Here is a 24,186-nt window from a genome sequence, read left to right as displayed (position 1 = left end):
GACTGCTCAGACAGTAGAGCAGTAATCGTGCCAACAGGAAATTGATATTAATGTCAAGAACTTACATTCCTAGCGGCAATAAGGCGCCCAGGATGTAAAGTAAACCGACAGTCAAACCCGGCAGCATGGCGCTACACCGCGGTGACGCTGTCGATGATGCCGCCGCCGAGGCACACGTCGCCGTCGTACAGCACCGCCGACTGGCCGGGCGTGGCCGCCCATTGCGGATCGTCGAAGCGCAGCTCGAAGCGGTCGTCGCCGCTTGGCACGATGCCGCAGGCCACGTCGGCCTGGCGGTAGCGCGTCTTGGCCGCCATCAGGCGCGCCTCGGGCGCCACGCCGGCCACCCAGCTCGCCTGCGCCGCCACCAGCGATGACGACAGCAGCCACGGATGGTCGTGTCCCTGCACGATGTACAAGGTGTTGTTCTCGATGTCCTTGCGCGCGACGAACCAAGGCTCGCTGGTGCCGTCGGCGTTGCGGTGCGTCTTCAGGCCGCCGATGCCGATGCCCTTCCTCTGGCCGAGCGTGTAGAACGACAGCCCGACATGCTCGCCGACGGTGGTGCCGTCATCGAGCTTCATCGGCCCCGGCTTGTACGACAGGTAGCGGTTCAGGAAATCGCGGAACGGCCGCTCGCCGATGAAGCAGATGCCGGTCGAATCCTTCTTCGCCGCGTTCGGCAGAGCCAGTTTTTCGGCCAGCTTGCGCACTTCGGTCTTCGGGATTTCGCCAAGCGGGAACAAGGTCTTGGATAACTGCGCCTGGTTCAGCCGGTGCAGGAAGTAGCTCTGGTCCTTGGTGGCGTCGACCGCCTTTAGCAGCTCGAACTTGCCGGCGTTTTCGCGCACGCGCGCGTAGTGGCCGGTGGCGATCAGGTCGGCGCCGAGGTGCATCGCATGGTCGAGAAAAGCCTTGAACTTGATCTCGGCGTTGCACAGCACGTCCGGGTTCGGCGTGCGGCCGGCCTGGTACTCGCGCAGGAATTCGGCGAACACGCGGTCCTTGTACTCGGCGGCGAAATTGACTGCCTCGATGTCGACTCCGACAACGTCGGCCACGCTGGCCGCGTCGATCCAGTCCTGGCGCGAGGAGCAGAATTCGGAATCGTCGTCGTCTTCCCAGTTCTTCATGAACAGGCCGATCACTTCGTAGCCTTGTTCCTTCAGCATCCACGCCGCCACCGAGGAGTCGACACCGCCCGACATCCCGATCACGACTTTTTTCTTGCTCATGTCACGTCCGTCTTTAATGTAAGCCCGCCCTCGAAGATCGAGGCGTGGGTGTGCAGCAGGGCCAAAGGGGCGCGCAGGCCGGCCAGGTAGTCGTCGACGCAGCGCAGCACGATCGGGCTGCGGTGGCGCTCTTCGCAGGCGGCGATTTCGTCGCGCGTCATCCACAGCGTGCGGATGATGCCGTGATCGAGCGGCACGTCGTGCTCCATGCCGGGCGTGCCGCAAAAGGTGAAGCGCAGGTACGTCACGTCGGTGCCGCGCCGCTTGGAGGTGTAGCGCGACATGTACATGCCCACCAGCGCCGTCGGCGTGAAGTCGTGCGCCGTCTCTTCGAGCACCTCGCGCACCACCGCCTGTTCGAGCGACTCGTGCGGATCGAGGTGGCCGGCCGGCTGGTTCAGCTTCACGCCTTCGCTGGTCTCTTCTTCGATCAGCAGAAAGCGGCCATCGCGTTCGATGACGGCGGCGACGGTGACGGACGGTTTCCAGGTATTCGGCATGGGCACTCTTTCGAAATGAGCCGACATTCTACCTTGGCGCCGCCGCGTGCGCGCACGGTCCGGCTAAGAGTGGAATTTGACAGTTGGCTGCGAGCGGCGGTGGGGCGCACAGCAATCCAACCGAGTTAGGGCCATATTTTCCATGAATTACTCGCAGTATTGCCCCATTTTTCCTCGAAATATTTAGTTCGGCAACGCCTCCGACTGAATTGCTCTTGAGGGTACCCATCACTACCCAGACGTTTCCCACCAAGACAGCTTTGAGTGGCTTCTGGGGCTCAATAACGTCACGGCCATAAATCGGCGTTAGCACGGCCAGCCCGACCGCGGTGGCTGTCGCAGCGTCAGGGACGAATCCCTCTTTTGGGACGTATCCGTCCTTGGGGATTACGCCATCCTTCTGTACAAACTGTTGTTTCAAGTTGCTATCGGCATAGGAATTTGCGATGCTGAAGCACACCGTAATCACGATGCATGCCGCAGATTTAATCGATTTCATTTCGCACACTGTCCAATTTTTTTCGCTTTTCCACCGTACGGTGACCCATTCGAGGTGTACTTCCAGATGTTGCCGGTTGGAGTACCGAGCTACGATGGCACTCCTTCCCCATCACTAAAAGTTTGGTCGTTCCCGGATAACGCCTCATTCCTGTAGTTTTCCTTGTACGCGCCATGGGTGGGCGGTTTCAAATACACGCTCATCGCGGCCAGCATTAATCGGTAGCATACGTTCTCAACATGCTTGCAAAAATGGCGATCCCAAGAACTCCGCCGACGAGGATGACGGCTCTGCGAAAGGTAGTTTTCATATATAGACAATCGTCATGAACTTATGGGGCGACGTAAGGGCCGCCAGAGGTGCGCCTCCAAATGGCCCGCGCCAGAATTTTCTCGATATTCCGGACATCGCTCCCCGGCAGTGCGAGCCTACTTGCCAGCGCTGATTTTCAAAATCTTCCCGTTGGACTTTGAGAGTTGGACCTCAGGCACGCCACCGACCATGTTTTTTGGGAGCGATCCGGTTACGGTCCACTTCCCACCTTTTAACGTAGCGACAAATGGACGGTTTTCGCGGACTTCTTCTTCGCCGTAGATGGGAATCAAGACCGCAATAGCAACGGCAATAGCGGTCCTGCGGTCCGGGATAAACCCTTCCTTAGGAACGTAGCCTGGCGTGGAATCGCTTTGCTTCAGTGATTCTTGAGCACTGACCCACGTCGCGGTCACAAGGAAGAGCTGAAGCGCAATCAGTAGATATTTAAAAAATTTCATTTTGCACCTGAGCCGATAGGGAAAGCTGAACCTGAACGATGGGCGCCGCCTTTGACGGGAGTGTATTTTCCGATTACACCATTTGGCACGCCCAAGTAAGAAGGAACATTCTCTTTTTCGGACCACTCCATATCAGGATTTGAAAACACATAGTCGTGATTCCTGCCATTTGAGTCAGCTCCATGAGTATGGTATTGGCCAGCGTTCTCGGTTCCCGGTGGGCATGAACCAAAATCGGCGCTAGCGCGTTTGCCGGGAATCGGCGGCGTGTAGCTAAAGGACCCATCTTTACTCCTGTACACACGTCCGGCGAACTCTTGATTCCGCGCTATTGACGTGGGATTGATGTCCCGGATCGCTTGAATCCCCGCAGCGTCTGCAGTTTTGTAGCGATCACCTGGCGCCAGTCCGAATGGATCTGCCCAGTTTACCGGGTTACCACCAACATACCCATACGTATTCAAACCGCCTCCTAGCCCGATCGGATCAGACTGCACGTACCGCCCAGTCTGTGGATCATAATCCCTGAAGTAGTTATAGTGATTGTTCGCTTCCTTATCGAATACTTGTCCGGGAAATCGCGGGTTGTAGTTGAAAGCGCTGAGGCGGGCCGGGTTTTCGTCAGGCTGATTGAGCCCGAATGGATCTGCACTATCCCAGCGCCAAACCATCTTGTTGTCGACCGCACGCGTCAGCACTCTAGGTGCGGATAAGTGATCGGCGTAGGCGTAGTGAATCCCAACCGTTGCAAGCCTGGTGGTGCCGGCATTGGCATCACTTGGCTTCAACACGGCAACGGGCAAGTCGCCCAGATACACAGTCTCCTGTGTGGTCTTCCCTGCGGCATCGTACTCGCCCAACAGTCGGCCGGATTCCTCGTACGCATAGTGCACTGCGACACCAGCAGTTACTGTCTTCGCCACCCGCTGTCCCACGCCGTTGTACCGATACCCCGTCGTGATCCCGCCGCGAACGACCCCACTTAACCGGCCGTCAATCCCGTATTTATACAGAATCGTCCCGTCGTTCACCAGATTTCCCGTTGCATCGTAAGAGTTCTGCTTTGCTGGCGCCGGTCCGGTAGTACTGGTAAGTCGGTTGCTGGCGCCGTTGATCGTGTTGAGGTAAGTAGTCGCGCCGAACGTCGCCCGGGTCCGGTTGCCGTTGGCATCGTACTGGAAACGCTGCATGGTGTTGGCGCTGTCGAACGCGATCAGCCGATCGAGGCCCTCGTAGTCGTAGCGCTGGTCAAGCAGTGCGGCACCCGCAGCGCCGGTGTGTTTGGTCGCTCTGATTCGCCCTGCAGAGTCGTAGCTCAGCGAGCGCACTGTGCCACCGCTGGCGGGATGGCCCAACGGATAGCTGATGACCCTGCCGTCCAAATCGTATTCGCGCTCGTAAATGTTCGGGCTAGCGGTGCTGCTGTTTCCCCACGTCCAACCACGCACTGTACCGAACGGGAGATAGCGGATGTCGCCGAGAATTTTTACCGGACTCGCGCCCGGCGCTGTCAAAACCAGGCTCTGCACGCGACCGTCTGCGCCATATGTGTAGTCAATGCGGTTCCCGCTGGGGTAGGTCATCGACGTTACGTTGCCGACGCTGCTTCCGGTAGTGCCGTAGGTGTAGGCAGTAGCGAATATTTTCGCTGAAGCACCGGCCCCTACCGACTGCGCTTTGCTCAACAGACGGCCGAAGCCGTCGTAGGTGTAGCTGGTCTGTCCGGATGCGTCGGTCACTTTCGTCAGCCGCCCGGTCGCGCCGCTGCCGTCTTTGCCGTATTCGAAAGTACTGCTGCCAAGTTGAGTCAGACGGTGCGCTGCATCGAATCGATAAATTGTCTTGCGGGCGGCGGCGGCGGTGCTGAAGTCGGGATTGCCGGCGCCATCAAACTTGATGGTCGTTGTTCCCGTGTCCGGGTGACGATGCTGGTTTGCTGGCCGAGTCCGTCCACGGTGTAGCGTGTCGTCAGTTTCCGTGGATCGGTCACGGAAAGCAGATCGTCCTGATGCGAGTAGCCGAAACCGATCACTGGTGCGGCGGCGCCTGGCGCTGGGGGTGGGAGAATCTGCGTCATCACCCGATTGTATCTATCGAAAACCTGGGTCGTCGCGCGGCCGAGCGGATCGATCACCTTGGTCAGGTTGCCGCCACGGTCGTAGGCGTAGCTCACGCCTGGATCCTGATCGTCGCGCTGCTCTTTCTGCAGCCGGTTAAGCGCATCGTACGTGCGCTTTGAAGTAGCTACCAACTCGCCCCTCGCATCGCGCACATCCTGTTTGACCACGTTGCCGATGTTGTCGAGCGTGAAGTGGACGGTGTGGCCGGCGCCGTCGCGCAGGTCGGTAAGGCGGTGCGCCGCATCGTAGACGTACTCCATCGACGTGCCATCGGCGGCGATAACGCGGGTGAGCTGGCCGGCATCGTCATATTGATAGCGCGCGGTTTCGGCCGCGCCGCTGCCGTCCTCGACCGTTCGTGACGCCAGCCGCTGGCGCGCGCCGTATTCGAGCTTGATAATTTGCCCGTTTGGCAGCTTGATGTTGGTCGCCAGGCCGTCTTTGCTGTATTCGCGAAGCTGCGTGACTTCGCCGGCGCCGTTGGTTGCCGTGGCGAGGTCGCCAGTAGTGTGGTCGCCCGTGGTGTCGGCGTAATAAGTGAGCCGCAGCGCGTCGCGGTTGCCGAGCGCGTCGGCGGGTCCGGTGCGGGTCAGCAGTTTGCCGGCGCTGTTGTAGGTGTATTGCCACACACGCGCTGCGCCCGTTTTCGCGGCAGAGAAGCCGAGCGTACCGTTGCTGTCCGTGCTGGCCTGGACTGTTTGGCTGCAAAGCACGGCCACCGGCTTACCGTTCGGCAGGGTCGCATCGGAGCAATGCGCAACTTGGCCGTCGGCCCCGCGCTCGCCGTTGTATCCGTAACTTGTGAGCCGACTTGGTTCTGCCACCATGCTCTTGAGCGGCCAATCCGTATGCCATTGCGTGCTGATCGTGCGCACCGCGTTGCCGCCGACAGCAGTGGCGCCGACGGGGCAGCTCGCGCTTGCTGGCAAGCCTGTTATTCGGCGCGTTTCCAGTCCGCGCGCGACATCATTGGTGAAGCAGGTTTTCTGGCCGTTGAAGTCGGTGCGGCTCGCCAGATCGCCGCTGCTGCTGTACTCGTACGCATTGGCGCCGGCTTCGCACCCTGCGCCTGCTGGCTGGCTTCCACTGACAATGCGCCCTCTGGTATCGCTCGGGTAGGTCAGTCCCAGGACGCGTTCCGTGCCGAGCGGATCGGTAACGCGCCGTGTAAGGTCGCTCGGATAGGCGAATGTATGGCGCCCCACGCCGCCGGCATGCTCGGACAACACTGCCTAACCGGCCTGGTTGTACGCATAGGTCGCAAAGCGCACATTATTTTCGTCGCTGATCCCGGTCAGCAGATACCGCTGCGAGTCGTCCTCGTAATGGTAGCGCCGCGACGACACCAACGCGCCATCCCGGTCGTGAAAGTGAGCCGCCTCCAGGCGCGCCATCCCGGCGATGTCGGCCTGGCCAGTCACCGCTGCCTGTTGGTATTCATAACGCACCTCGCCCTCAGATCCTTCGATCGAGGCGACCACGCCGCCACTCCAGTTGATTTTCACGCTGCGGCCATCAGAATCTACAATGACGATGAGCTGGTTGTTTACATCGTAAGTATAGGCAGCTGATCCTCCTGCTGCGTTATGAGAACTTACTAACTTAAAAGCGCCCTTGATTTTCTTGTAGCGCTCGACCTGTCCGTCGATATTGGTCAGCAACCAGTCATCGTATGCGGCGCTCAGCGCTTTCAACGTCGACAGCTTGTCATAGCGAGATTCATACACGCCGGCGGTGCGCGGATAGAATCCGAACGCACTGCCGTCGCCAAGACTACCCGAAACGCGCGGTAGTTCGCTGTTGAAGAAACCCCGATTGACATTAAAATCCCGATCGAACGAGAACGACCAGCCGAATCCGGCCGACTGCGCGCCCCCGCTGCCGCCAAGCTGCGGTATGTACGCTCGACCCTTAAAAATCCGGAGCGCCCTGCCACCAGGTCGGTTTCAGTCTGCACCTTGGATCCGCTTGCCAGTTGCACGGGGTTTGCCTCCACGGAGCCGGGGGATCCTTTCGAACAAGATGCCGGCGCGGGCGCTTCACTACGCTTGACGCACACCCCCGGCCAGCGCGGTGAATATCCCGGCTTGCAAAATAAACTCACCGGGGCATACCACTTGGCGCCTGTAATGCGGCTGCTGTATTTGCATTCCATGATGGGAGCGCTGGTTCGCGGCATGGCGCGCATTTCAAGCAAAGGTGTGCTGAAATGGTTCTGCGCTGAAAGCCTGCACGCAGTAATGGGGTCCGCGGCGAATTGATCGGGGGTATTCACGCCTGTGTAATACCACCAGCCCACCATGCCTTCAGGCATCGGCTCGGCGCGCACGCCCTGGGTTGCGACGATCATCGCGACCGCCAGCAGGGAGATTAGCAATCGTAAGACAGGAGTACGGCGATTCACCATGGACTGCTCCGGTTGGTATTCGAGGGGATATGCACGAACTGGAAGAAGTGTACTTGGTGAATAAATAACTAACGTTGTCTTTTTGCAGTCTCAAATCGCATCGGAAATTTGGTGTGGGCGGGCAAGAACGGCCTAGCCTTGGCGAAAGAAAATTCTTGTGGGCGGCGCTGATTTAGGCAGTAGCACGCAGGCAGGCGTTTTTGGTAGTGGAGTTCGTCCAACGCCTGCAAGTGCTGCGGAATCTATCGTGAGATTTTATCGCCCGGAGAACATCTGCAAAACCGCATAACACCAACTAATACCTCAAGCGCACATTGTGCGCGAGTAGAAATGCCTGCTCGAATGGATCGGCCAGCCGGACTATTCGGCGGAATACAAAGCCGCAGTGGCGATGCGGTCGGCTTTTCCGTGTAAGATTCTAGACAGTTTATCAATTAGGAGGCATCCATGAGAATAGGCATACCGGCCGAAACGCGGCCGGGGGAAACCCGCGTCGCTGCCACGCCAGAGACGGTCAAGAAGCTGGCCGCGAAGCACCAGGTCATCGTGCAGTCAGGCGCCGGCTTGCATGCCGCCGTCCTTGACGACGCCTACGCCGCCGCCGGCGCCACCATCGGCAGCGCCGCCGACGCTTTCGGCGCCGACATGGTGCTCAAGGTGCGCGCGCCGGATGCCACCGAACGTTCCATGATGAAGCAGGGCGCCGTGCTGATCGGCATGCTCAATCCTTTTGATGCCGACAACATCGCCGCGATGGCCGGCGCCGGCCTGACCGCGTTCGCGCTCGAAGCGGTGCCGCGCATCACCCGCGCGCAGTCGATGGACGTGCTGTCGTCGCAGGCCAACATCGCCGGCTACAAGGCGGTGATGGTGGCGGCCAATACCTACCAGCGCTTCATGCCGATGCTGATGACCGCGGCCGGCACCGTCAAGGCCGCGCGCGTGCTGATCATGGGCGTCGGCGTGGCCGGCCTGCAGGCGATCGCCACCGCCAAGCGGCTCGGCGCCGTGATCGAGGCGTCCGACGTGCGCCCGCCCGTCAAGGAACAGGTCGAGTCGCTCGGCGCCAAGTTCCTCGACGTGCCTTACCTGACGGACGAAGAAAAGGAAATCGCCAAGGGTTCCGGCGGCTACGCGCGCGCCATGCCGGCCGACTGGATGCGCCGCCAGGCCGAACTGGTGCACGAGCGGGCCAAGCTGGCCGACATCATCATCACCACCGCGCTGATCCCGGGCCGCCCGGCGCCGGTGCTCATTTCCGAGGAAACCGTCAAGGCCATGAAGCCCGGCTCGGTGATCGTCGACCTGGCCGTGTCGCAAGGCGGCAACTGCCCGCTGTCGGAAATGAACAAGACAGTGCTCAAGCACGGCGTCTGGATCGTCGGCGAGCCGGACTTGGCCACCCTGGTGGCGGCCGACGCCTCGGCGCTGTACGCGCGCAACGTGCTCGACTTCCTCAAGCTGATGATCGACAAGGACGACGCGCTGGCGATCGACCGCGAAGACGAAATCCTGAAGGCGTCGCTGGTGTGCATGTCCGGCGAAGTGCTGCGCAAATAATTCGAACTAGGGAGACAAAATGGAAATCAGTCATACCGTCATCAACCTGATCATCTTCGTGCTGGCCATTTACGTCGGCTACCACGTCGTGTGGACCGTCACGCCCGCGCTGCACACGCCGCTGATGGCCGTCACCAATGCGATTTCGGCCATCATCATCGTCGGCGCCATGCTGGCGGCGGGCCTGACCGAAGGCATGGTCGGCCAGGTGGCCGGCACGCTGGCGGTGGCGCTGGCGGCCGTCAACGTGTTCGGCGGCTTCCTGGTCACCCAGCGCATGCTCGAAATGTTCAGGAAAAAGGAACCGAAGGCCAAGCCAGCGCCGGCGGCGGGAGAGCAGGCATGATGGCCTATGTCAGCATGAACCTCGTCACGATGATGTACCTGATCGCCTCGGTGTGCTTCATCCAGGCGCTCAAGGGCCTGTCGTCGCCGTCGACTGCGCGCACCGGCAATGCGTTCGGCATGATCGGCATGGCGATCGCGGTCGTCACCACCATCGCCCTGATCTTCAAGCTGAAGTCGATGGCGCCGACCGGCGGCATGGGCTTTCCGCTGGTGCTGCTCGGCGTGGTCGTCGGCGGCGCCATCGGCGCCTATGCGGCGAAAAAAGTCGAGATGACCAAGATGCCGGAACTGGTGGCGGCGATGCACTCGCTGATCGGCCTGGCCGCTGTGTGCATCGCGATTGCCGCGGTGTCGGAGCCGTGGGCGTTCGGCATCACCGACCGCGGCCTGCCGCTGCCATTCGGTAACCGCCTCGAACTGTTCATCGGCACCTTTGTCGGCGCGGTGACGTTCTCCGGTTCGGTGATCGCGTTCGGCAAACTGGCCGGCAAATACAAGTTCCGCCTGTTCCAGGGCGCGCCGGTCAGCTTCCCCGGCCAGCACATGATCAACCTGGCGGTGGCGATCGCCATCATCGCGCTGGGACTGGTGTTCTGCTTCGCCGACGGCGCCGAACCGGCGTGGACGCCGTTCATCATCATGACGGTGCTGGCGTTCGTGCTGGGCGTTTTGATCATCATTCCAATCGGCGGCGCCGACATGCCGGTAGTGGTGTCGATGCTGAACTCGTACTCGGGCTGGGCGGCGGCAGGCATCGGTTTTTCGCTGAATAACTCTATGCTCATCATCGCCGGCTCGTTGGTTGGTTCGTCAGGCGCGATCCTGTCGTACATCATGTGCAAGGCGATGAACCGCTCGTTTTTCAACGTGATCCTCGGCGGCTTCGGCGGCGCACCGGCGGAAGCCGCCGCCGGCGCGCAGGAGCAGCGTCCGCACAAGGCCGGTTCGGCCGAGGATGCCGCCTTCATCATGAGCAACGCCGAGACCGTCATCATCGTGCCGGGCTACGGCCTGGCGGTGGCGCGCGCGCAGCACGCGCTCAAGGAACTGGTCGAGAAGCTGACCCACAAGGGCGTCATCGTCAAGTACGCGATCCACCCGGTGGCGGGGCGCATGCCGGGCCACATGAACGTGCTGCTGGCCGAAGCCGAGGTGCCGTACGACCAGGTGTTCGAGATGGAGGACATCAACGGCGAATTCGGCCAGACCGACGTGGTGCTGGTATTGGGCGCCAACGACGTCGTCAACCCGGCTGCCAAGGATCCGAAGTCGCCGATCGCCGGCATGCCGATCCTCGAGGCCTACAAGGCCAAGAGCATCATCGTCAACAAGCGCTCGATGGCGTCCGGCTATGCGGGCCTGGACAACGACCTGTTCTACCAGCCGAACACGATGATGGTGTTCGGCGACGCCAAGAAGGTGATCGAGGCGATGGTCAAGGCGGTCGAGTAGTCAGTCCGCCGTGATCACCCGGTCGCGGCCTTGTTCCTTGGCCTGGTACAGCGCCGCGTCGGCGCTGGCCAGTGCCGGCTCGGGCGCACTGCCCGGCGCCAGCGCCGCCAACCCGATGCTGATGGTCACGCGGATGATGTCGCCGTCCGGCGTCGTCACGCTAGCCGCGGCCACCGCCTTGCGCATCCGTTCGGCCACCAGGCGCGCCATCTCGGTCGAGGTGTCGGGGAACAGCATGCCGAATTCCTCGCCGCCCATGCGCGCGACAAAATCGGTGCCGCGCGCGGCACGCTCGATCGCCTTGGCCACTTCGCACAACACCAGGTCGCCGACCGGATGGCCGTAGCGGTCGTTGACCTGCTTGAAGTGGTCGATGTCGGCCATGCCGGCCGAGATGGGCGACTGGTTGCGGCGGGCGCGCGCGGCGATGCGCGCCAGTTCGGCGTCGAACGCACGGCGGTTCGGCAGCGCCGTCAGCGCGTCGGTCATGGCCTGCTGTTCGAGCTGCGCCAGCAGTGCGGCGTTGCGCGCTTCTTCGGCGCGCCGTTCGCGCATGTCCACCGTGAAGGCGCCAAAATAGCGCACGCCATCGACAACGCCGAGGTCGACCGCTTTCAACTGGATCGGAATCATGTCGCCGGTGCGGTGGCGGATGGCGAAGTCGCGTACATGGCCGAGCACGCTCGACCCGAGCCCACCGCTGACGTAATTGAGCAGGTAACCGTTGTGCCTTTCGGCCAGCCCTTCGGGCAGCAGGCCGTCGATCGGCTTGCCGATTGCCTCGGCCGGCGGAAATCCCGTCAACGCTTGCGAGGCGGCGTTCAGGTAACGAATCGTTCCTTGCTGGTCGATGATGATGGCCGTGTCGGACGACTCGTCGAGCAGCCGTTGGAACAACTCCGCGGGTAATTCTGTGGTCATGGTGGCTTGGGCTGGTGAATCTGTAGTTGCCATTGTGGCACGGCCACAATTGTTTTACCATTCTGCGATCTTCACTTACTGGACATACCGATGAAATTTCCCCGCCTGCTGGTCCTTGGCGTGCTGCTTGGCGCAGTCGCCGGCTACGTCGTTACCGGCGGCACGGCCGAGAAATCGGATCTGGCAACGCCACTGCAGGCGGCCACCGTGGCGGCAGCGTCGGTTGTCGATGGCGCCCGCCTGCTCGACGACGTGCGCACGCTCGCCGCCGACGAATTCGGCGGCCGCCGCACCGGCACGGCCGGCAGCCAGAAGGCGCAGGCCTTCCTGCAGCGCCGCTTCGAAGCGCTCGGTCTGAAGCCGTTCGGCGCCGCCCACGCCCAGCCGTTCGCGTTCACCGCCAACAAGACGGCGTATCCGTCGGCCGTCAACTATGTCGGCTACATCGCCGGCAGCGCCCTGCCGCAGCGCTTCATCGTCGTCTCGGCGCACTACGACCACCTCGGCGACAAGGGCGGCAAGCTGCATCCGGGCGCCGACGACAACGCATCCGGCGTGGCGGCGATGCTGGCGATCGCCCAGTGGTTCAAGGCCCATCCGCCGCGCCACACCATCGTGTTCGCCGCCTTCGACGGCGAGGAGCAGGGCCTGCAAGGCGCGCGCGCCTTCCTCGCCGCGCTGCCGTTTCCGAAAGCGCAGCTGGCGCTCAATCTCAATCTCGACATGGTCAGCCGCAACGAGCGCAACGAGATTTTCGTCGCCGGCACCCGCTACAATCCGTCGTTGATCCCGCTGGTGGCCGAGGCCGCCGCGCGCAGCACGGTCGGCGTCAAGCTCGGACACGACCTGCCGCAGCAAAAGGGCACCACCGACGACTGGACCCACAGCTCCGACCACGGTCCGTTCCACCAGGCCGGCGTGCCATTCCTGTATTTCGGCGTCGAAGACCACGCCGATTACCACGGCCCGGGCGACACCTTCGCGCGCATCGAGCCGGCCTTCTTCACGAGCGTGGCGAATCTGCTGGTTGATGTGGCGGCAACGCTGGATGCAAATCTGAAGTAAGGCGTGAACCTGGTGGGGACTCGGCGGCCGACCCTCAGGGCAAATGTCGAATGCCATATCGTGCGCGAGGCGTCGGAAAATCTTACATGGCGATTACCGGCGCCAGTTGTAGATTGCGCAACCTATTGAATATAAACAACAATATTTCCCTGGCCCATTTATTGCTTATAGATAAAACATCTATCTCTGGAGAACAAAATGTTCAAGCAATCGGTTATTTCTGCCCTCATCCTCGCCAGCGCCACATTCGCCGGTGCTGCCAACGCTGGCCTGGTCGGCGTCAAGGACATTCGCGTGACGCAGGCGTCGGGCGACTACAACCTTCAGGTCGTCGAGCTGCAGGCCTTCCAGAGCCTCACGGGAAACAACGTCGCCCTGTCGTCGCTCGGTACGGTGGCGACTGCCTCGTCGGTCTATTATGCGAACAACCCTAATCCTGGCAAGGCCATCGACGGCCAGTACCTGAACAAAGACTTTCCAAACATGTTCCATAGCGGTGGCAACGCCAACGATTGGCTCAATATCGCGTTCAGCAGCGTCATGGAACTCGACAGCGTGACGATGTTTGGCCGCTCGGACTGCTGCGGGTTTCGCGATCGTTACAACGTCAGCTTCTACGGCGTAACCGGCACGCTGCTCTACAGCGCAGTGCTCGATGCCACCAACGCGCAGCACATGGGCAGCATCTCGCTGCCGAACACCGCCGCAGCCGTACCCGAGCCAGCCTCGCTCGCGTTGCTCGGCATGGGCCTGCTCGGCGTGGGTCTGAGCCGCCGCAAGCAAGCAGCGAAATAAGCTGCCTGCAGCACCCTTGACGCCCGCCGCGAGCGGGCGTTTTTCATGGCGACGCTTGACGCGGTCAGCGGCGTCCGAACATCATCAGCTCGGCCAGCAGCATGCGCGCCGGCGCCACCGCATCGAGCGCGCCGAGCGACAGCCCAAGCAGGGCCTGCGCCGGGCCGGTGTTGGCGAACACGCGCGCCATCGCATCGGTCAGGCCGATGGTGACCTTGCGGTCGGCCTGGCGGCCGGCGCCGAACGCGAGCAGCTGTTCCGGCGCGGCGCCGCGGCCGAGCAGGCGCGCCAGCACGGCGGCGTCGCGCAGCCCGAGATTGAGGCCCTGGCCCGCGACCGGATGCAGCGTTTGCGCGGCGTTGCCGATCGCCACCGTGCGGGCAGTGGCGCGCGGCTCGGCGTTCAGTCCAAGCGGATAGGCGGTGCGGCTCGATGTGCGGGTGAAGCGTCCCAGCCTGGTGCCGAAGGCGTCGCCAAGGTGCGCCAGGAACGCATCGTCGCCCAGCTCCAGCAGGGCGGCGGCGCTCGCCTGCCGCACGCACCACACCAGCGCATACTGCAGGCCGTCGGCGCCTTCCTGCGGCAGCAGCGCCAGCGGACCTTCGTCGGTGAAGCGTTCATAGGCGCGGTGCGCGATCGGCGCGCTGGCGGCCACGCGCGCGATCACCGCGCTTTGGCGGTAATCGCGTTGCCGTGCGCGCTGTTGCTGCTGGCCGAACACGCCGCCCTCGGCCTGCACCGCGACCGCGGCGGCCAGCACGCGGCCGTCGTCAAGCTGCAGCGTCACGCCAACGTCGGTCTCGTCGATGCCGGCGACGCGCGCCGGCCGGATGATGGCCACGCCGGCGCGTTCACACGCGGCTGCCAGCGCCGACACCAGTTCGCCGTAGCGGGTGACGTAGCCAAGCGCCGGCAGGTCGTGGTCGTCGCGGTCCATCAGGCTGCGCCCGAAACGGCCGCGCCGCGATACGTGGATCTGGTGGATCGGCGTCGACGGCAGCGGCCAGGCGCCGACTTCCTCGAGCAGCAGTCGGCTGCCGTGCGACAGCGCGATCGAACGCGGATCGGTGATCGCCTGGCCGAGCGACTTGCCGTCGACGAGCGCGATGCGCCGCGGTGCCATGCCGCGCCGCGCCAGCATCGCCGCCAATGCCATGCCGGCCGGCCCGGCGCCGCAGATGGCGACGTCGAACGAGGTGGTGACGGCGATCTCGCTCATCGCTGGCCCATCACTTCTTCGATCTCCGCCGCCAGCCTTGGCGCATTGTCCGACAGGATCGCGTGGCTGTCGGTCGTGACGACGACGTCGTCCTCGATGCGGATGCCGATATTCCAGAACTGCTCGGGCACGCCGGCAGCCGGGCGCACGTAGATGCCCGGTTCAACCGTCAGCACCATGCCCGGCTCGAGCCGGCGCGACGGTTTGTCGTCGGCGCGCACGTCGCGGTAGGCGCCGACGTCGTGCACGTCCAGGCCCAGCCAGTGGCCGGTGCCGTGCATGTAGAACTGCAGGTGGGCGCGCTCGGCGATGGCGTTTTCGGCATTGCCGTACACCGCCTTGTCGAGCAGGCCGGCGTCGAGCATCCCCTGCGCCAGCACACCCACCGCGCTGTCGTGGATGTCGCTGTAGCGCCGCCCGGGCCGCACCGCCGCCAGCGCCGCGCTGTGCGCCGCCAGTACCAGTTCGTACAGCAGTTTTTGCGGCGCGCTGAAGCGGCCGTTGACCGGATAGGTGCGGGTGATGTCGGCGGCGTAGCTGTCAAGCTCGCAGCCGGCGTCGATCAGGACCAGGTCGCCGTCGCGGCTTTGCGCGCTGTTGGCGTTGTAGTGCAGCACGCAGGCATTCGCGCCGGCGGCGACGATCGGCGTGTAAGCCGGGTACTGCGCGCCGCTCTTGCGGAACTCGTGCAGCAGTTCGGCCTCGATCTCGTACTCGAACATGCCGGGGCGCGAGGCGCGCATCGCGCGTTCGTGGGCGCGCCCGGAGATGCGGGCGGCGCGCTGCATCAGCGCCACTTCGCCGTCGTCCTTGAACAGGCGCATTTCGTCGAGCATGGCCAGCAGGTCGTGCGCGACGGCCGGCGCGGTGACGCCGCTGCGGGCCTGGCGCCGCACCGCCTGCAGCCACGTCTTCATCTGCAGGTCGAGCGCGGCGCTGTGGCCGAGCGCGTAGTAGGCTGCCGGCGCGTTGGCCAGCAGCTTCACCATCTCGCCGTCCAGGTCTTCGATCGGAAACGCCGCGTCAAAGCCGAAGGCGGCGCGCGCGCCGTCGGGGCCGTGGCGAAAGCCGTCCCAGATTTCGCGCTCGAGGTTTTTCTGGCGGCAGAACAGGATCGCCTGCGCCGGCCTGGCGCCGTTGGCGGCGACCAGCACCAGCACGCTGTCGGGCTCGGTGAAGCCGGTCAGGTAGTAAAAGTAGCTGTCGTGGCGGTACGGGTATTCGGTGTCGCTGTTGCGCATCGCTTCGGGCGCCGTCGGCAGAACCGCCACCGCGCCAGGAGCCATCTGCGCGCACAGCCGCGCGCGCCGTTCGGCGTGGGCCGACGCCGCCAGTGACGTCATGAAGCGGCCTTGTTTGCCAGCGGCGCGTTGAGCTCGTCGAGCTGGGCGACGGTGCCGACGTTGACCCACTCGCCGGTATAGATTTCGCCGCCCACCAGGCCGAGGTCGATGTACTTGCGCATCAGCGGGCTGAACTTGGCGTGCTGGCCGGGCGTCAGCTCGGCGAACATCTCGGGACGGTAGACGCCGATGCCGGCGAAGTTCCATTTCGGCGAGCCCGTGTTCGACAAGGTATACATGTCGAGCGCGAAGTCGCCCTTGAGGTTGTGAAAGGGATTTGGCGTCAGGTACAGCCACGCGACGTCGCGCTTGTCCGCGGCGTGCGGGTTGCCCCAGATATCCTTGTCGTGCAAGACGTCCTTGACCTGGGCGAAGTCGAAATACGGGCAGTAGATGTCGCCCGACACGGCCACGAACGGTTCGGCGCCGAGCAGGTGCAGCGCGTTGGCGATGCCGCCGAACGTTTCGAGCGCGACCTTTTCGTGCGAGTACCGGATGCTGGCGCCGTACTTGCTGCCGTCGCCCAGTTCCTCTTCGATCATGTGGCCCAGGTGGGCCGTGTTGATGACGATCTCGGTCAGGCCGGCGCGCACCAGGTTCAGCACGTGCCAGGTGATCAGGGGGCGGCCGCGCACTTTCAGCAGCGGCTTCGGGCAGACATCGGTCAGCGGGCGCATGCGCTCGCCGCGGCCGGCGGCAAAAATCATCGCTTTCATCAAGACTCCGCCATCAGAAGGTGTAGCCGACAACCGGCGCCTTGTCCTCGAACGCGTCGAGCAATCGCGCCAGCGGCTTGAGCTCGATGTAGCGGTTCGCGGTCTTGCGCACGTAGTCGAGCACGGTCGGCAGGTCGCCCATGTAGATGCTCTTGCCGTCGCGGTAGTGCAGCCGGCAGAAGATGCCGAGGATCTTCAGGTGGCGCTGCAGGGCCATGAATTCGAAGTCGCGGTAAAACGCGTCGATGTCCGGGTTGACCGGCAGGCCGACCTTCTTGGCCGCCTGCCAGTAGCGGATCACCCAGTCGAGCACGATCTCTTCATCCCACTGGATGTAGGCGTCGCGCAGCAGCGAGGCGAGGTCGTAGGTGACCGGGCCGAACACGGCGTCCTGGAAGTCGAGCACGCCGGGATTGTTCTGGTCCATGAACATCAGGTTGCGCGAGTGGAAATCGCGGTGCATGAACACCTGCTGCTGGGCCAGCACGTTGGCGGTGATCGCCTCGAACACCTTGTCGAGCTGGGCCTGCTGGGTATCGCTCATCGTCACGCCGAGATGCTTGCCGACGAACCATTCGGGGAACAAATTCATCTCTCGCAGCGCGAACGCGCGGTCGAACTCGACCAGCACGCCGGGCACGCTGCTGAGCTGGAACTTGATCAGCGCATCGACCGCGTCCGAGTACATGAAGCCAGCGTTGTCGGCGTCGAGCCGCGCCAGGTAGGTCGTGGTGCCGAGGTCGGACAGCAGCAAAAAGCCGTTCGGCACGTCGCGCGCGACGATTGCCGGCACGTTCACGCCGGCCTCTTGCAGCAGGCCGGCGACGTGGATAAAGGCCGGCACGTTCTCGCGCTCGGGCGGGGCGTCCATCGCGATCAGGCTCGGGCCGAGCTTGTCCTGCAGCGCCGGCAGCACGTCGAGCCGGAAATAGCGGCGAAAGCTGGCGTCGGACGAGGCGGGGCGGCCGCTGGCGACGTCGACCAGGCCGAGCGTGCCCAGCCAGGTGGTAAGTTGGGCCAGGCGCGCGTCGGCCGAGGTCGGTGTTGCGGGAGGGTGTGACAATAGAGACATGAAGCGACCTGTAGAGAATCCGGAAGAATGTGTAGATTCCCATATAATAAGGGATTAGCCCCAAAAAATCGCCCTTCAATGGTGTTTGCGCCCGTTTCATGAGTTGGTTCTCCTCCCCTCCCTCTTCGCCGCGCTGGGCGTATGCCCTGACCGCGATCGTCACCGTCACCTCGGGGCCGCTGCATGCCCAGAATGCGCAGAGTGCGCAGATAGGGGCCGAGGTCGACGACCCCGACGCGCCGGTCATCCTGCGCGCCGAGGAAATCACCGGACGGCCCGACCGCGAGATCAATCTCGAGCGCGATGTCGAGCTGATCAAGGGCGCCACGCGCATGACGGCCAGGTCGGCCTGCTACAAGGTGGTCGACGACGTCGTCAAGGCCAAGGGCGACATCAACATGTGGCGCTTTGGCAACCGCTACAAGGGCGATGAGCTCGAACTCAATCTCGATTCCGGGCAGGGCTGGGTGCTGCATCCCGAATACCGCATGCAGCTCAACAACGCGCAGGGCAAGGCCAACCGCATCGACTTCGTCAACGAAGACGTCGCCGTCATTACCGACGGCACCTACAGCACCTGCGAAGGTCCGAGTCCAGACTGGTACCTGAAGGCCGATACCTTGCGCCTCGACAGCGGGCGCGACGTCGGCACCGCCGGCAAGACGGTGGTCTACTTCAAGGGCGTGCCGATCATCGGTACCCCGGCGATGTCGTTTTCGCTGTCCGGCGCGCGCCGCTCGGGCTGGCTGCCGCCGACCTTCAGCCCCGGCTCGAAGGGCTCGACCGAAGTGATGATGCCGTATTACTTCAACCTCGCGCCGAACCGCGACCTGACCGTGTTTCCGCGCGTGATCCTGACGCGCGGCCTGCAGATGGGCGCTACCGGCCGCTACATCGGCCACACCGACTCCGGCTCGTATTCGGGCGAAACGCACGCCGAATTGCTGATTAACGACCAGGTCACCGACACCAACCGCTGGCTGATCAACTCGCTGCACTCGCAGGCGATCGCGCCGGGCTGGTCGTACGGCTGGGTGCTGCGGGCGGCGTCCGACAACGAATACCCGAGCGACTTTTCGAAGTCGGTGGCCAACAGCGCCGAACGCCAGCTGTTGCGCGAACTGCGCACCGATTACCAGAGCAAATACTGGAGCCTGACGGCGCGCGCGCAAAACTACCAGGTGCTGCAGGATCCGGCCGCGGCGGCCAACCCGAGCCTGGCGGTGCCGCGCCCGTACGATCGCCTGCCGCAGATCAATTTCCACGCCGGCCGCTACGACGTTGCCGGCTTCGACTGGGCGCTCGACGCCGAGGTGACCCGCTTCTGGCATCCCGACCTGATCCACGGCAGCCGCGCGGTGGCCGTGCCGCAGCTGTCGTATCCGATCATCCGGCCGGGCTACTTCATCACCCCGAAGGTGATGGTGCATGCCAGCAAATACCAGCTCGACCGCGACGGCAGCAACCTGGTCGCCATGCCCGGCGCCAGCCTGACGCGCGTGCTGCCCACGTTCTCGCTCGACAGCGGGCTGGTGTTCGAGCGCGAAAGCAAGCTGTTCGGCCGCGCCGTCACCCAGACGCTCGAACCGCGCCTGTTCTATGTGCGCACGCCCTACAAGGACCAGAGCCAGTTCCCCAATTTCGACACCGCCGAGGCAGGCTTTAACTTCGCCCAGATCTTCACCGAAAACCGTTTCATCGGCGCCGACCGCATTTCCGACGCCAACCAGGTCACCGCGGCGCTGGTGTCGCGCTACATCGAAAGCAACGGCGCCGAACGGCTGCGCCTGGCGCTGGGGCAGCGCTTCTACTTCAGCCAGCAGCGCGTGCGGCTCGACCCGAGCACCCAGCTCAACGTGAGCCGCTCGGACGTGCTGCTGGCCGCCTCCGGGCGCGTCGCCGATAACTGGAGCTTCGACAGCGCGATACAATACAATGCCAGTGCACGCAGCGTGTTCAGTTCGAACTACGGCGTGCAGTGGCTGGCCGGCGCGAAAAAAGTGGTGAATGCGGAATACCGTTATCAACGCGACAGTTTCAAGAACGTCGACCTGTCGAGCCAGTGGCCGCTATCCTTGCGCTGGTTCGGCGTCGGCCGGGTCAGCTATTCGTTGCGCGACAAGAAGGTGCTCGAGAGCCTCATCGGACTCGAGTACCAGGCCGACTGCTGGGTGTTGCGGATGGGTGCGCAGCGTTTCGTCACCGCCGCCCAGACCACCTCGTCGTCGCTGTTGTTCCAGCTCGAGCTGAACGGTCTGTCCAAACTTGGCCTTGGCAGCAACCCGCTGGACACGTTTTACAAGAGCATTCCCGGCTATTCCCGGCTCGGCCGCTGATCGGCAACCAAGTGGCAAGTTGGAAACGTTTTTTTCATTTACCTGAATATGAGTGCCCCCAGATTATGCGTAATATCCGTATGCACCAACTGAAACTCGCAGCTGTCCTGCTGTGCGCGCTGGCCGGCCAGGCCGCCGCGCAGGGACCGGTCGCGCCGGCTGCGCCCGCCGCGCCCGCCGCCAAGACGGGCGGCTTCCTGCCGCCGGCGTCGAGCTCGGCCAATGTGATCGACTCGATCGCGGTGGTGGTCAACGACGACGTCATCACGCGCAATGAAATCGCCGCGCGGGTACGCGCCATCGTCACGCGCATGAAGGCAAGCGGCGCGCCGATGCCGGACGCGGCCGATCTGCAGCGCCAGGTGGTCGAAGCGATGATCGTCGAACGCGCGCAGAACCAGCTGGCCAAGGAAATGGGCGTTCGGGTATCCGACCAGGAACTCGACCGCGCCATCGGCCGCATCGCCGAAGGCCAGAAGATGAGCCTGCAGGAAATGCGCAACCAGATGGAAAAGGAAGGCATGACGTACCCAGCCTTCCGCGAAGAGATCCGCAACGAAATCATGCTGCAGCGCCTGCGCGAGCATGAAGTCGACAACAAGATCCAGATTTCCGACGCCGAAGTCGACACCTACCTGGCCGCCGAGCAGGCCGCCGCCGCCGAGCAGTTCGAAGTGAACGTCTCGCAGATTCTCGTCAGCATTCCGCAAAACGCCTCGCCCGAGCAGATCGCCGCACGCAAGGCGCGCGCCGACGAAGTGGCGCGCCAGCTGCGTACCGGCGCCGATTTCGCCAAGATCGCCGCCACCTACTCGGACGCGCCGGACGCGCTCAAGGGCGGCGAAGTGGGCTGGCGCGACGCCAACCGCCTGCCGCCGGTGTTTGCCGAGGCGCTCGGAAAGTTGACCCCGGGCCAGGTCACGCCTGTCATCCGCAGCAACACCGGCTTTCACCTGCTCAAGCTGGTGGGCAAGCGCAGCGTCGCCGAATCGACCAAGGACAAGAGCGCCGAGCAGCAGCAGACGCAGGTGCGCCACATCCTGCTGAAGGTCACGCCGACGATGAGCGCGGCCGACGCCAAGCGCAAGCTGGCCGAGCTCAAGGAGCGGCTCGACAACAACGCCGCCAAGTTCGAGGAACTGGCGCGCCTGTTCTCGAACGACGGTTCGGCCTCCAAGGGCGGCGACCTCGGCTGGCTGTATCCGGGCGACACCTTGCCGGAAATGGAAGCGGTCATCAATACGCTGAAGCCGGGCGAAGTCAGCGACGTGGTCGAAACGCCGTTCGGTTTCCACCTGATCCAGGTGCTGGCGCGCAAGACCGATGACGCCTCGAAAGAGCGCAAGCGCAATGCGGCGCGCCAGGTGATCCGCGAGCGCAAGATGCAGGAAGCGTCCGAAGACTGGGCGCGCCAGGTGCGCGACCGCGCCTACGTCGAGTTCCGCGACGAGAAGTAAGCGATGAGTGCCCCCCGTCCGGCGATCGCCATCACCACCGGCGAGCCGGCCGGTATCGGGCCGGAAATATCGCTGCGCGCGGCCTGGGCCATGCGGCACGAGGTCAACTGCGTGCTGCTGGGCGACGCCGCCTTCCTGGCGCTGACCGCCAGCGAACTCGATCCTGACATCCAGGTGGCCGCCCTGTCGGTGCAGGCGCTGCGCAACGGCGGCCTGCCGCAGTTCGGCCCTGGCCGCATTGCCATCATCGACGTGCCGCTCGACGCGCACGTTGTTCCCGGCACGCTCGACCCCGCCAACGGCCGCGCCGTGCTCGCCACGCTCGACCTGGCGGTCGAGGGCATCGCGGCCGGCTGGTTCGCCGCGATGGTCACCGCGCCGCTGCAGAAAAGCACCATCAACGACGCCGGCGTGGCATTTTCCGGCCACACCGAATACCTGGCCGACAAGACTGGCACGCCACTGGTGGTGATGATGCTGGCCGGCGACACGGCCGCTGCGGCGCAGTCTGGCGACGCCCCGCTGCGCGTCGCGCTGGCCACCACCCATCTGCCGCTGCGCGCCGTGCCGGACGCCATCACCCGCGATGGCCTGGCGCGCGTGCTCGACATCATCGACGCCGACCTGAAGGGCAAGTTCGGCATCGCCGCGCCGCGCATCCTGGTGGCCGGCGTTAATCCGCATGCGGGCGAAAACGGCTACCTCGGCCGGGAAGAAATCGACACCATCGCGCCGGCCATAGAGGCGGCGCGCGCGCGCGGCATCGACGCGCGCGGGCCGTATCCGGCCGACACGCTGTTCCAGCCGAAATACCTGCGCGACGCCGACTGCGTGCTGGCGATGTACCACGACCAGGGGCTGCCGGTGCTCAAGCACGCCACCTTCGGGCGCGGCGTCAACATCACGCTCGGGCTGCCGCTGATTCGCACCTCGGTCGACCACGGCACCGCGCTCGACCTGGCGGCGCGCGGACTGGGGCACGCCGACGGCGCCAGCATGCAGCAGGCCATCCGCAGCGCGCTGCAGATGGTTGCCGCCCAGCGCCGCGCCTGCGCATCTGACCGCACCTGACATCTCCACATAAAGTAAAAAATATGAAACACGTAGCCCGCAAACGCTTCGGCCAGAATTTCTTGACCGACAAATTCGTCCTTGCCGACATCATCGACGCGATCGGTCCGCAGCCGGACCAGACGATGGTCGAGATCGGGCCCGGCCTGGCCGCGATGACGGCGTTGCTGCTCAAGCACCTGAACCACATGCATGTCGTCGAACTTGACCGCGACCTGGTCGCGCGCCTGGAAAAATCGTTCCCGCGCGACAAGCTGACGATTCATTCCGGCGATGCCCTGAAGTTTGACTTCGGCCAGATCTCGGTGCCGCCGGGGCAGAAGCTGCGCGTGGTCGGCAACCTGCCGTACAACATTTCCAGCCCGCTGCTGTTCCACCTGGCCGACTTTGCCCCGCTGATCGAAGACCAGCATTTCATGCTGCAAAAGGAAGTGGTCGAGCGGATGGTGGCCGAGCCGGGCAGCAAGGTCTATGGCCGGCTGTCGGTGATGCTGCAGTGGCGCTACGACATGAAGCTGATGTTCATCGTGCCGCCGACCGCGTTCGAGCCACCGCCGCAGGTCGAGTCGGCCATTGTGCGGATGGTGCCGGTGGCCGAGCGCCTTGCGTGCGACGGCCCGACCCTTGAGGCGGTGGTGCTGAAGGCATTCTCGCAGCGCCGCAAGGTCATTCGCAACTGCCTGGCCGGCATGTTTACCGAGGCGCAGATCGTCGAGGCCGGCATCGATCCGACGGTGCGCCCGGAAACGGTCGGCCTGGTCCAGTACGTCGCGCTGGCCAACCTGTTGAAGCCGGCGCTCACGCCGCCGGCGTGATCGGCAGCGGCGTAATCGTTTTTTCTTTCACCATCGCCACCGCGGCCTTGCGCGCTTCGGCTTCGGCTTCTGCCTCGGTGGCGAACACGCGCTCGACCGCCACCCGCTGCGCCGGCACGATGCTGTTGCGGTGCATCGGGTTGGCGGACGGGCCGTAGACGGTCACGAACGCGGCCCAGCCGTCGACGTCCGTCATCCGGACACCGGAGTAATCGATCTCGTAATCTCCCAGTTGTTCTGTTGGCACGGCGCGTCCCCGGCAGTTAGGTAGATGTCGATCATGCCAGTATTGGCCGCGAGGCGGCGCGGCGCTGGGTGGCGCGTGCGAGTCGGGCGCAGGCGAAAAAAAAGCCCGCTGTTGAGCGGGCTTGAAATCCAATTCTTTTTAAGGAGTTGGAGGAGACAAGTGAATTATGCTGCGTTACAGCATATAACTCCAATTTATCTTTCGAATATCAGATATTCTTGCGGGTAATATCTGC

23 protein-coding genes are annotated in these 24,186 nt (G+C 63.6%); 9 read left to right on the top strand and 14 right to left on the bottom strand.

Annotation, left to right across the window (positions count from 1 at the left end):
• Positions 1-131 precede the first annotated feature (131 nt).
• From mnmA to CR105_RS28215, 8 genes are all read right to left on the bottom strand, one after another.
• A complete protein-coding gene (mnmA, locus tag CR105_RS05190; RefSeq protein WP_099787350.1) occupies positions 132-1,235 on the bottom strand; it encodes a tRNA 2-thiouridine(34) synthase MnmA in 1,104 nt (367 codons plus the stop codon).
• Positions 1,232-1,735: an NUDIX hydrolase gene (locus CR105_RS05185; protein WP_099787349.1), complete on the bottom strand. Its 504-nt coding sequence runs from the start codon at positions 1,733-1,735 to the stop codon at positions 1,232-1,234. The genes mnmA and CR105_RS05185 overlap by 4 nt, the downstream gene beginning before the upstream one ends.
• Positions 1,736-1,763: 28 nt before the next feature.
• Entirely contained in the window at positions 1,764-2,234 is a 471-nt protein-coding gene (locus CR105_RS29455; protein WP_099787348.1) for an NTF2 fold immunity protein, read from the bottom strand.
• Between the two features lie 428 nt (positions 2,235-2,662).
• Positions 2,663-3,007 carry an NTF2 fold immunity protein gene (locus tag CR105_RS05175; protein WP_099787347.1) on the bottom strand — a complete coding sequence of 115 codons (345 nt, stop codon included), beginning with the start codon at positions 3,005-3,007 and terminating at the stop codon, positions 2,663-2,665.
• Entirely contained in the window at positions 3,004-4,746 is a 1,743-nt protein-coding gene (locus CR105_RS05170; protein ID WP_099787346.1) for an RHS repeat-associated core domain-containing protein, read from the bottom strand. The genes CR105_RS05175 and CR105_RS05170 overlap by 4 nt, the downstream gene beginning before the upstream one ends.
• Positions 4,747-4,814: 68 nt before the next feature.
• Complete coding sequence (locus CR105_RS05165) at positions 4,815-6,353, bottom strand: RHS repeat domain-containing protein (protein WP_099787345.1); 1,539 nt, start codon at positions 6,351-6,353, stop codon at positions 4,815-4,817.
• A 6-nt stretch (positions 6,354-6,359) separates the two neighbouring features.
• Positions 6,360-6,821 (bottom strand): hypothetical protein, encoded by a 462-nt coding sequence (locus CR105_RS05160; protein ID WP_180288096.1) that lies wholly within the window; start codon positions 6,819-6,821, stop codon positions 6,360-6,362.
• The gene (locus CR105_RS28215) at positions 6,818-7,534 is read right to left on the bottom strand and encodes a DUF6531 domain-containing protein (RefSeq protein WP_180288095.1); all 717 of its coding nucleotides are present in this window, start codon (positions 7,532-7,534) and stop codon (positions 6,818-6,820) included. Before CR105_RS28215 ends, CR105_RS05160 begins: the two co-directional genes overlap by 4 nt.
• Positions 7,535-7,981: 447 nt before the next feature.
• On the opposite strand from CR105_RS28215, the gene CR105_RS05155 reads away from it, so the two are divergent.
• The 3 genes from CR105_RS05155 to CR105_RS05145 are packed head-to-tail and all read left to right on the top strand — an operon-like array spanning position 7,982 to position 10,894.
• Positions 7,982-9,094, top strand: a complete 1,113-nt coding sequence (locus CR105_RS05155; protein ID WP_099787343.1) for a Re/Si-specific NAD(P)(+) transhydrogenase subunit alpha — start codon at positions 7,982-7,984, stop codon at positions 9,092-9,094.
• Positions 9,095-9,113: 19 nt separating this feature from the next.
• Entirely contained in the window at positions 9,114-9,440 is a 327-nt protein-coding gene (locus CR105_RS05150) for an NAD(P) transhydrogenase subunit alpha part 2 (protein ID WP_099787342.1), read from the top strand.
• The gene (locus tag CR105_RS05145; RefSeq protein ID WP_099787463.1) at positions 9,440-10,894 is read left to right on the top strand and encodes an NAD(P)(+) transhydrogenase (Re/Si-specific) subunit beta; all 1,455 of its coding nucleotides are present in this window, start codon (positions 9,440-9,442) and stop codon (positions 10,892-10,894) included. The genes CR105_RS05150 and CR105_RS05145 overlap by 1 nt, the downstream gene beginning before the upstream one ends.
• On the opposite strand, the gene CR105_RS05140 is transcribed toward CR105_RS05145, so the two are convergent.
• Positions 10,895-11,815: a sensor domain-containing diguanylate cyclase gene (locus CR105_RS05140; RefSeq protein ID WP_180288094.1), complete on the bottom strand. Its 921-nt coding sequence runs from the start codon at positions 11,813-11,815 to the stop codon at positions 10,895-10,897.
• Positions 11,816-11,905: 90 nt separating this feature from the next.
• Here CR105_RS05140 and CR105_RS05135 point away from each other — a divergent pair, with 90 nt between their 5' ends.
• Together CR105_RS05135 and CR105_RS05130 are read left to right on the top strand one after the other, a co-directional pair.
• Positions 11,906-12,880, top strand: coding sequence for a M20/M25/M40 family metallo-hydrolase (locus CR105_RS05135; RefSeq protein ID WP_099787340.1), 975 nt, complete (start codon positions 11,906-11,908; stop codon positions 12,878-12,880).
• 198 nt (positions 12,881-13,078) lie between these two features.
• On the top strand, positions 13,079-13,675 hold the full coding sequence (locus CR105_RS05130) for a PEP-CTERM sorting domain-containing protein (protein WP_099787339.1): 597 nt from the start codon (positions 13,079-13,081) through the stop codon (positions 13,673-13,675).
• A gap of 64 nt (positions 13,676-13,739) precedes the next feature.
• Here CR105_RS05130 and CR105_RS05125 read toward each other — a convergent pair whose 3' ends face one another.
• Genes CR105_RS05125 through CR105_RS05110 form a run of 4 tightly spaced genes read right to left on the bottom strand, consistent with a single transcriptional unit; the run spans position 13,740 to position 18,025 of the window.
• Positions 13,740-14,894: a UbiH/UbiF/VisC/COQ6 family ubiquinone biosynthesis hydroxylase gene (locus CR105_RS05125; RefSeq protein ID WP_099787338.1), complete on the bottom strand. Its 1,155-nt coding sequence runs from the start codon at positions 14,892-14,894 to the stop codon at positions 13,740-13,742.
• Positions 14,891-16,237: a Xaa-Pro aminopeptidase gene (pepP, locus tag CR105_RS05120; protein WP_099787337.1), complete on the bottom strand. Its 1,347-nt coding sequence runs from the start codon at positions 16,235-16,237 to the stop codon at positions 14,891-14,893. The genes CR105_RS05125 and pepP overlap by 4 nt, the downstream gene beginning before the upstream one ends.
• Positions 16,234-16,953, bottom strand: a complete 720-nt coding sequence (gene murU, locus CR105_RS05115; RefSeq protein WP_099787336.1) for an N-acetylmuramate alpha-1-phosphate uridylyltransferase MurU — start codon at positions 16,951-16,953, stop codon at positions 16,234-16,236. The genes pepP and murU overlap by 4 nt, the downstream gene beginning before the upstream one ends.
• A gap of 13 nt (positions 16,954-16,966) precedes the next feature.
• On the bottom strand, positions 16,967-18,025 hold the full coding sequence (locus CR105_RS05110) for an aminoglycoside phosphotransferase family protein (RefSeq protein ID WP_099787335.1): 1,059 nt from the start codon (positions 18,023-18,025) through the stop codon (positions 16,967-16,969).
• 98 nt (positions 18,026-18,123) lie between these two features.
• Here CR105_RS05110 and CR105_RS05105 point away from each other — a divergent pair, with 98 nt between their 5' ends.
• The 4 genes from CR105_RS05105 to rsmA all read left to right on the top strand — a co-directional run bounded on the left by CR105_RS05105 (position 18,124) and on the right by rsmA (position 23,704).
• A complete protein-coding gene (locus tag CR105_RS05105) occupies positions 18,124-20,361 on the top strand; it encodes an LPS-assembly protein LptD (protein ID WP_099787334.1) in 2,238 nt (745 codons plus the stop codon).
• Between the two features lie 80 nt (positions 20,362-20,441).
• Positions 20,442-21,818 carry a peptidylprolyl isomerase gene (locus CR105_RS05100; protein WP_099787333.1) on the top strand — a complete coding sequence of 459 codons (1,377 nt, stop codon included), beginning with the start codon at positions 20,442-20,444 and terminating at the stop codon, positions 21,816-21,818.
• 3 nt (positions 21,819-21,821) lie between these two features.
• Positions 21,822-22,889, top strand: a complete 1,068-nt coding sequence (gene pdxA / locus CR105_RS05095; RefSeq protein WP_099787332.1) for a 4-hydroxythreonine-4-phosphate dehydrogenase PdxA — start codon at positions 21,822-21,824, stop codon at positions 22,887-22,889.
• A 23-nt stretch (positions 22,890-22,912) separates the two neighbouring features.
• Positions 22,913-23,704, top strand: coding sequence for a 16S rRNA (adenine(1518)-N(6)/adenine(1519)-N(6))-dimethyltransferase RsmA (rsmA, locus tag CR105_RS05090; protein ID WP_099787331.1), 792 nt, complete (start codon positions 22,913-22,915; stop codon positions 23,702-23,704).
• Here the strand turns inward: rsmA and CR105_RS05085 are convergent.
• The gene (locus CR105_RS05085; protein WP_099787330.1) at positions 23,688-23,951 is read right to left on the bottom strand and encodes a hypothetical protein; all 264 of its coding nucleotides are present in this window, start codon (positions 23,949-23,951) and stop codon (positions 23,688-23,690) included. The two genes, rsmA and CR105_RS05085, sit on opposite strands and share 17 nt — an antisense overlap.
• Positions 23,952-24,186: the final 235 nt, after the last annotated feature.

The sequence above is a fragment of the Massilia eurypsychrophila genome, from assembly GCF_002760655.1.
Classification (GTDB): domain Bacteria; phylum Pseudomonadota; class Gammaproteobacteria; order Burkholderiales; family Burkholderiaceae_D; genus JAFCUW01.
The sequence above is the reverse complement of the archived record's forward strand: the minus strand, read 5'-3'. Positions and strand labels throughout refer to the sequence as shown.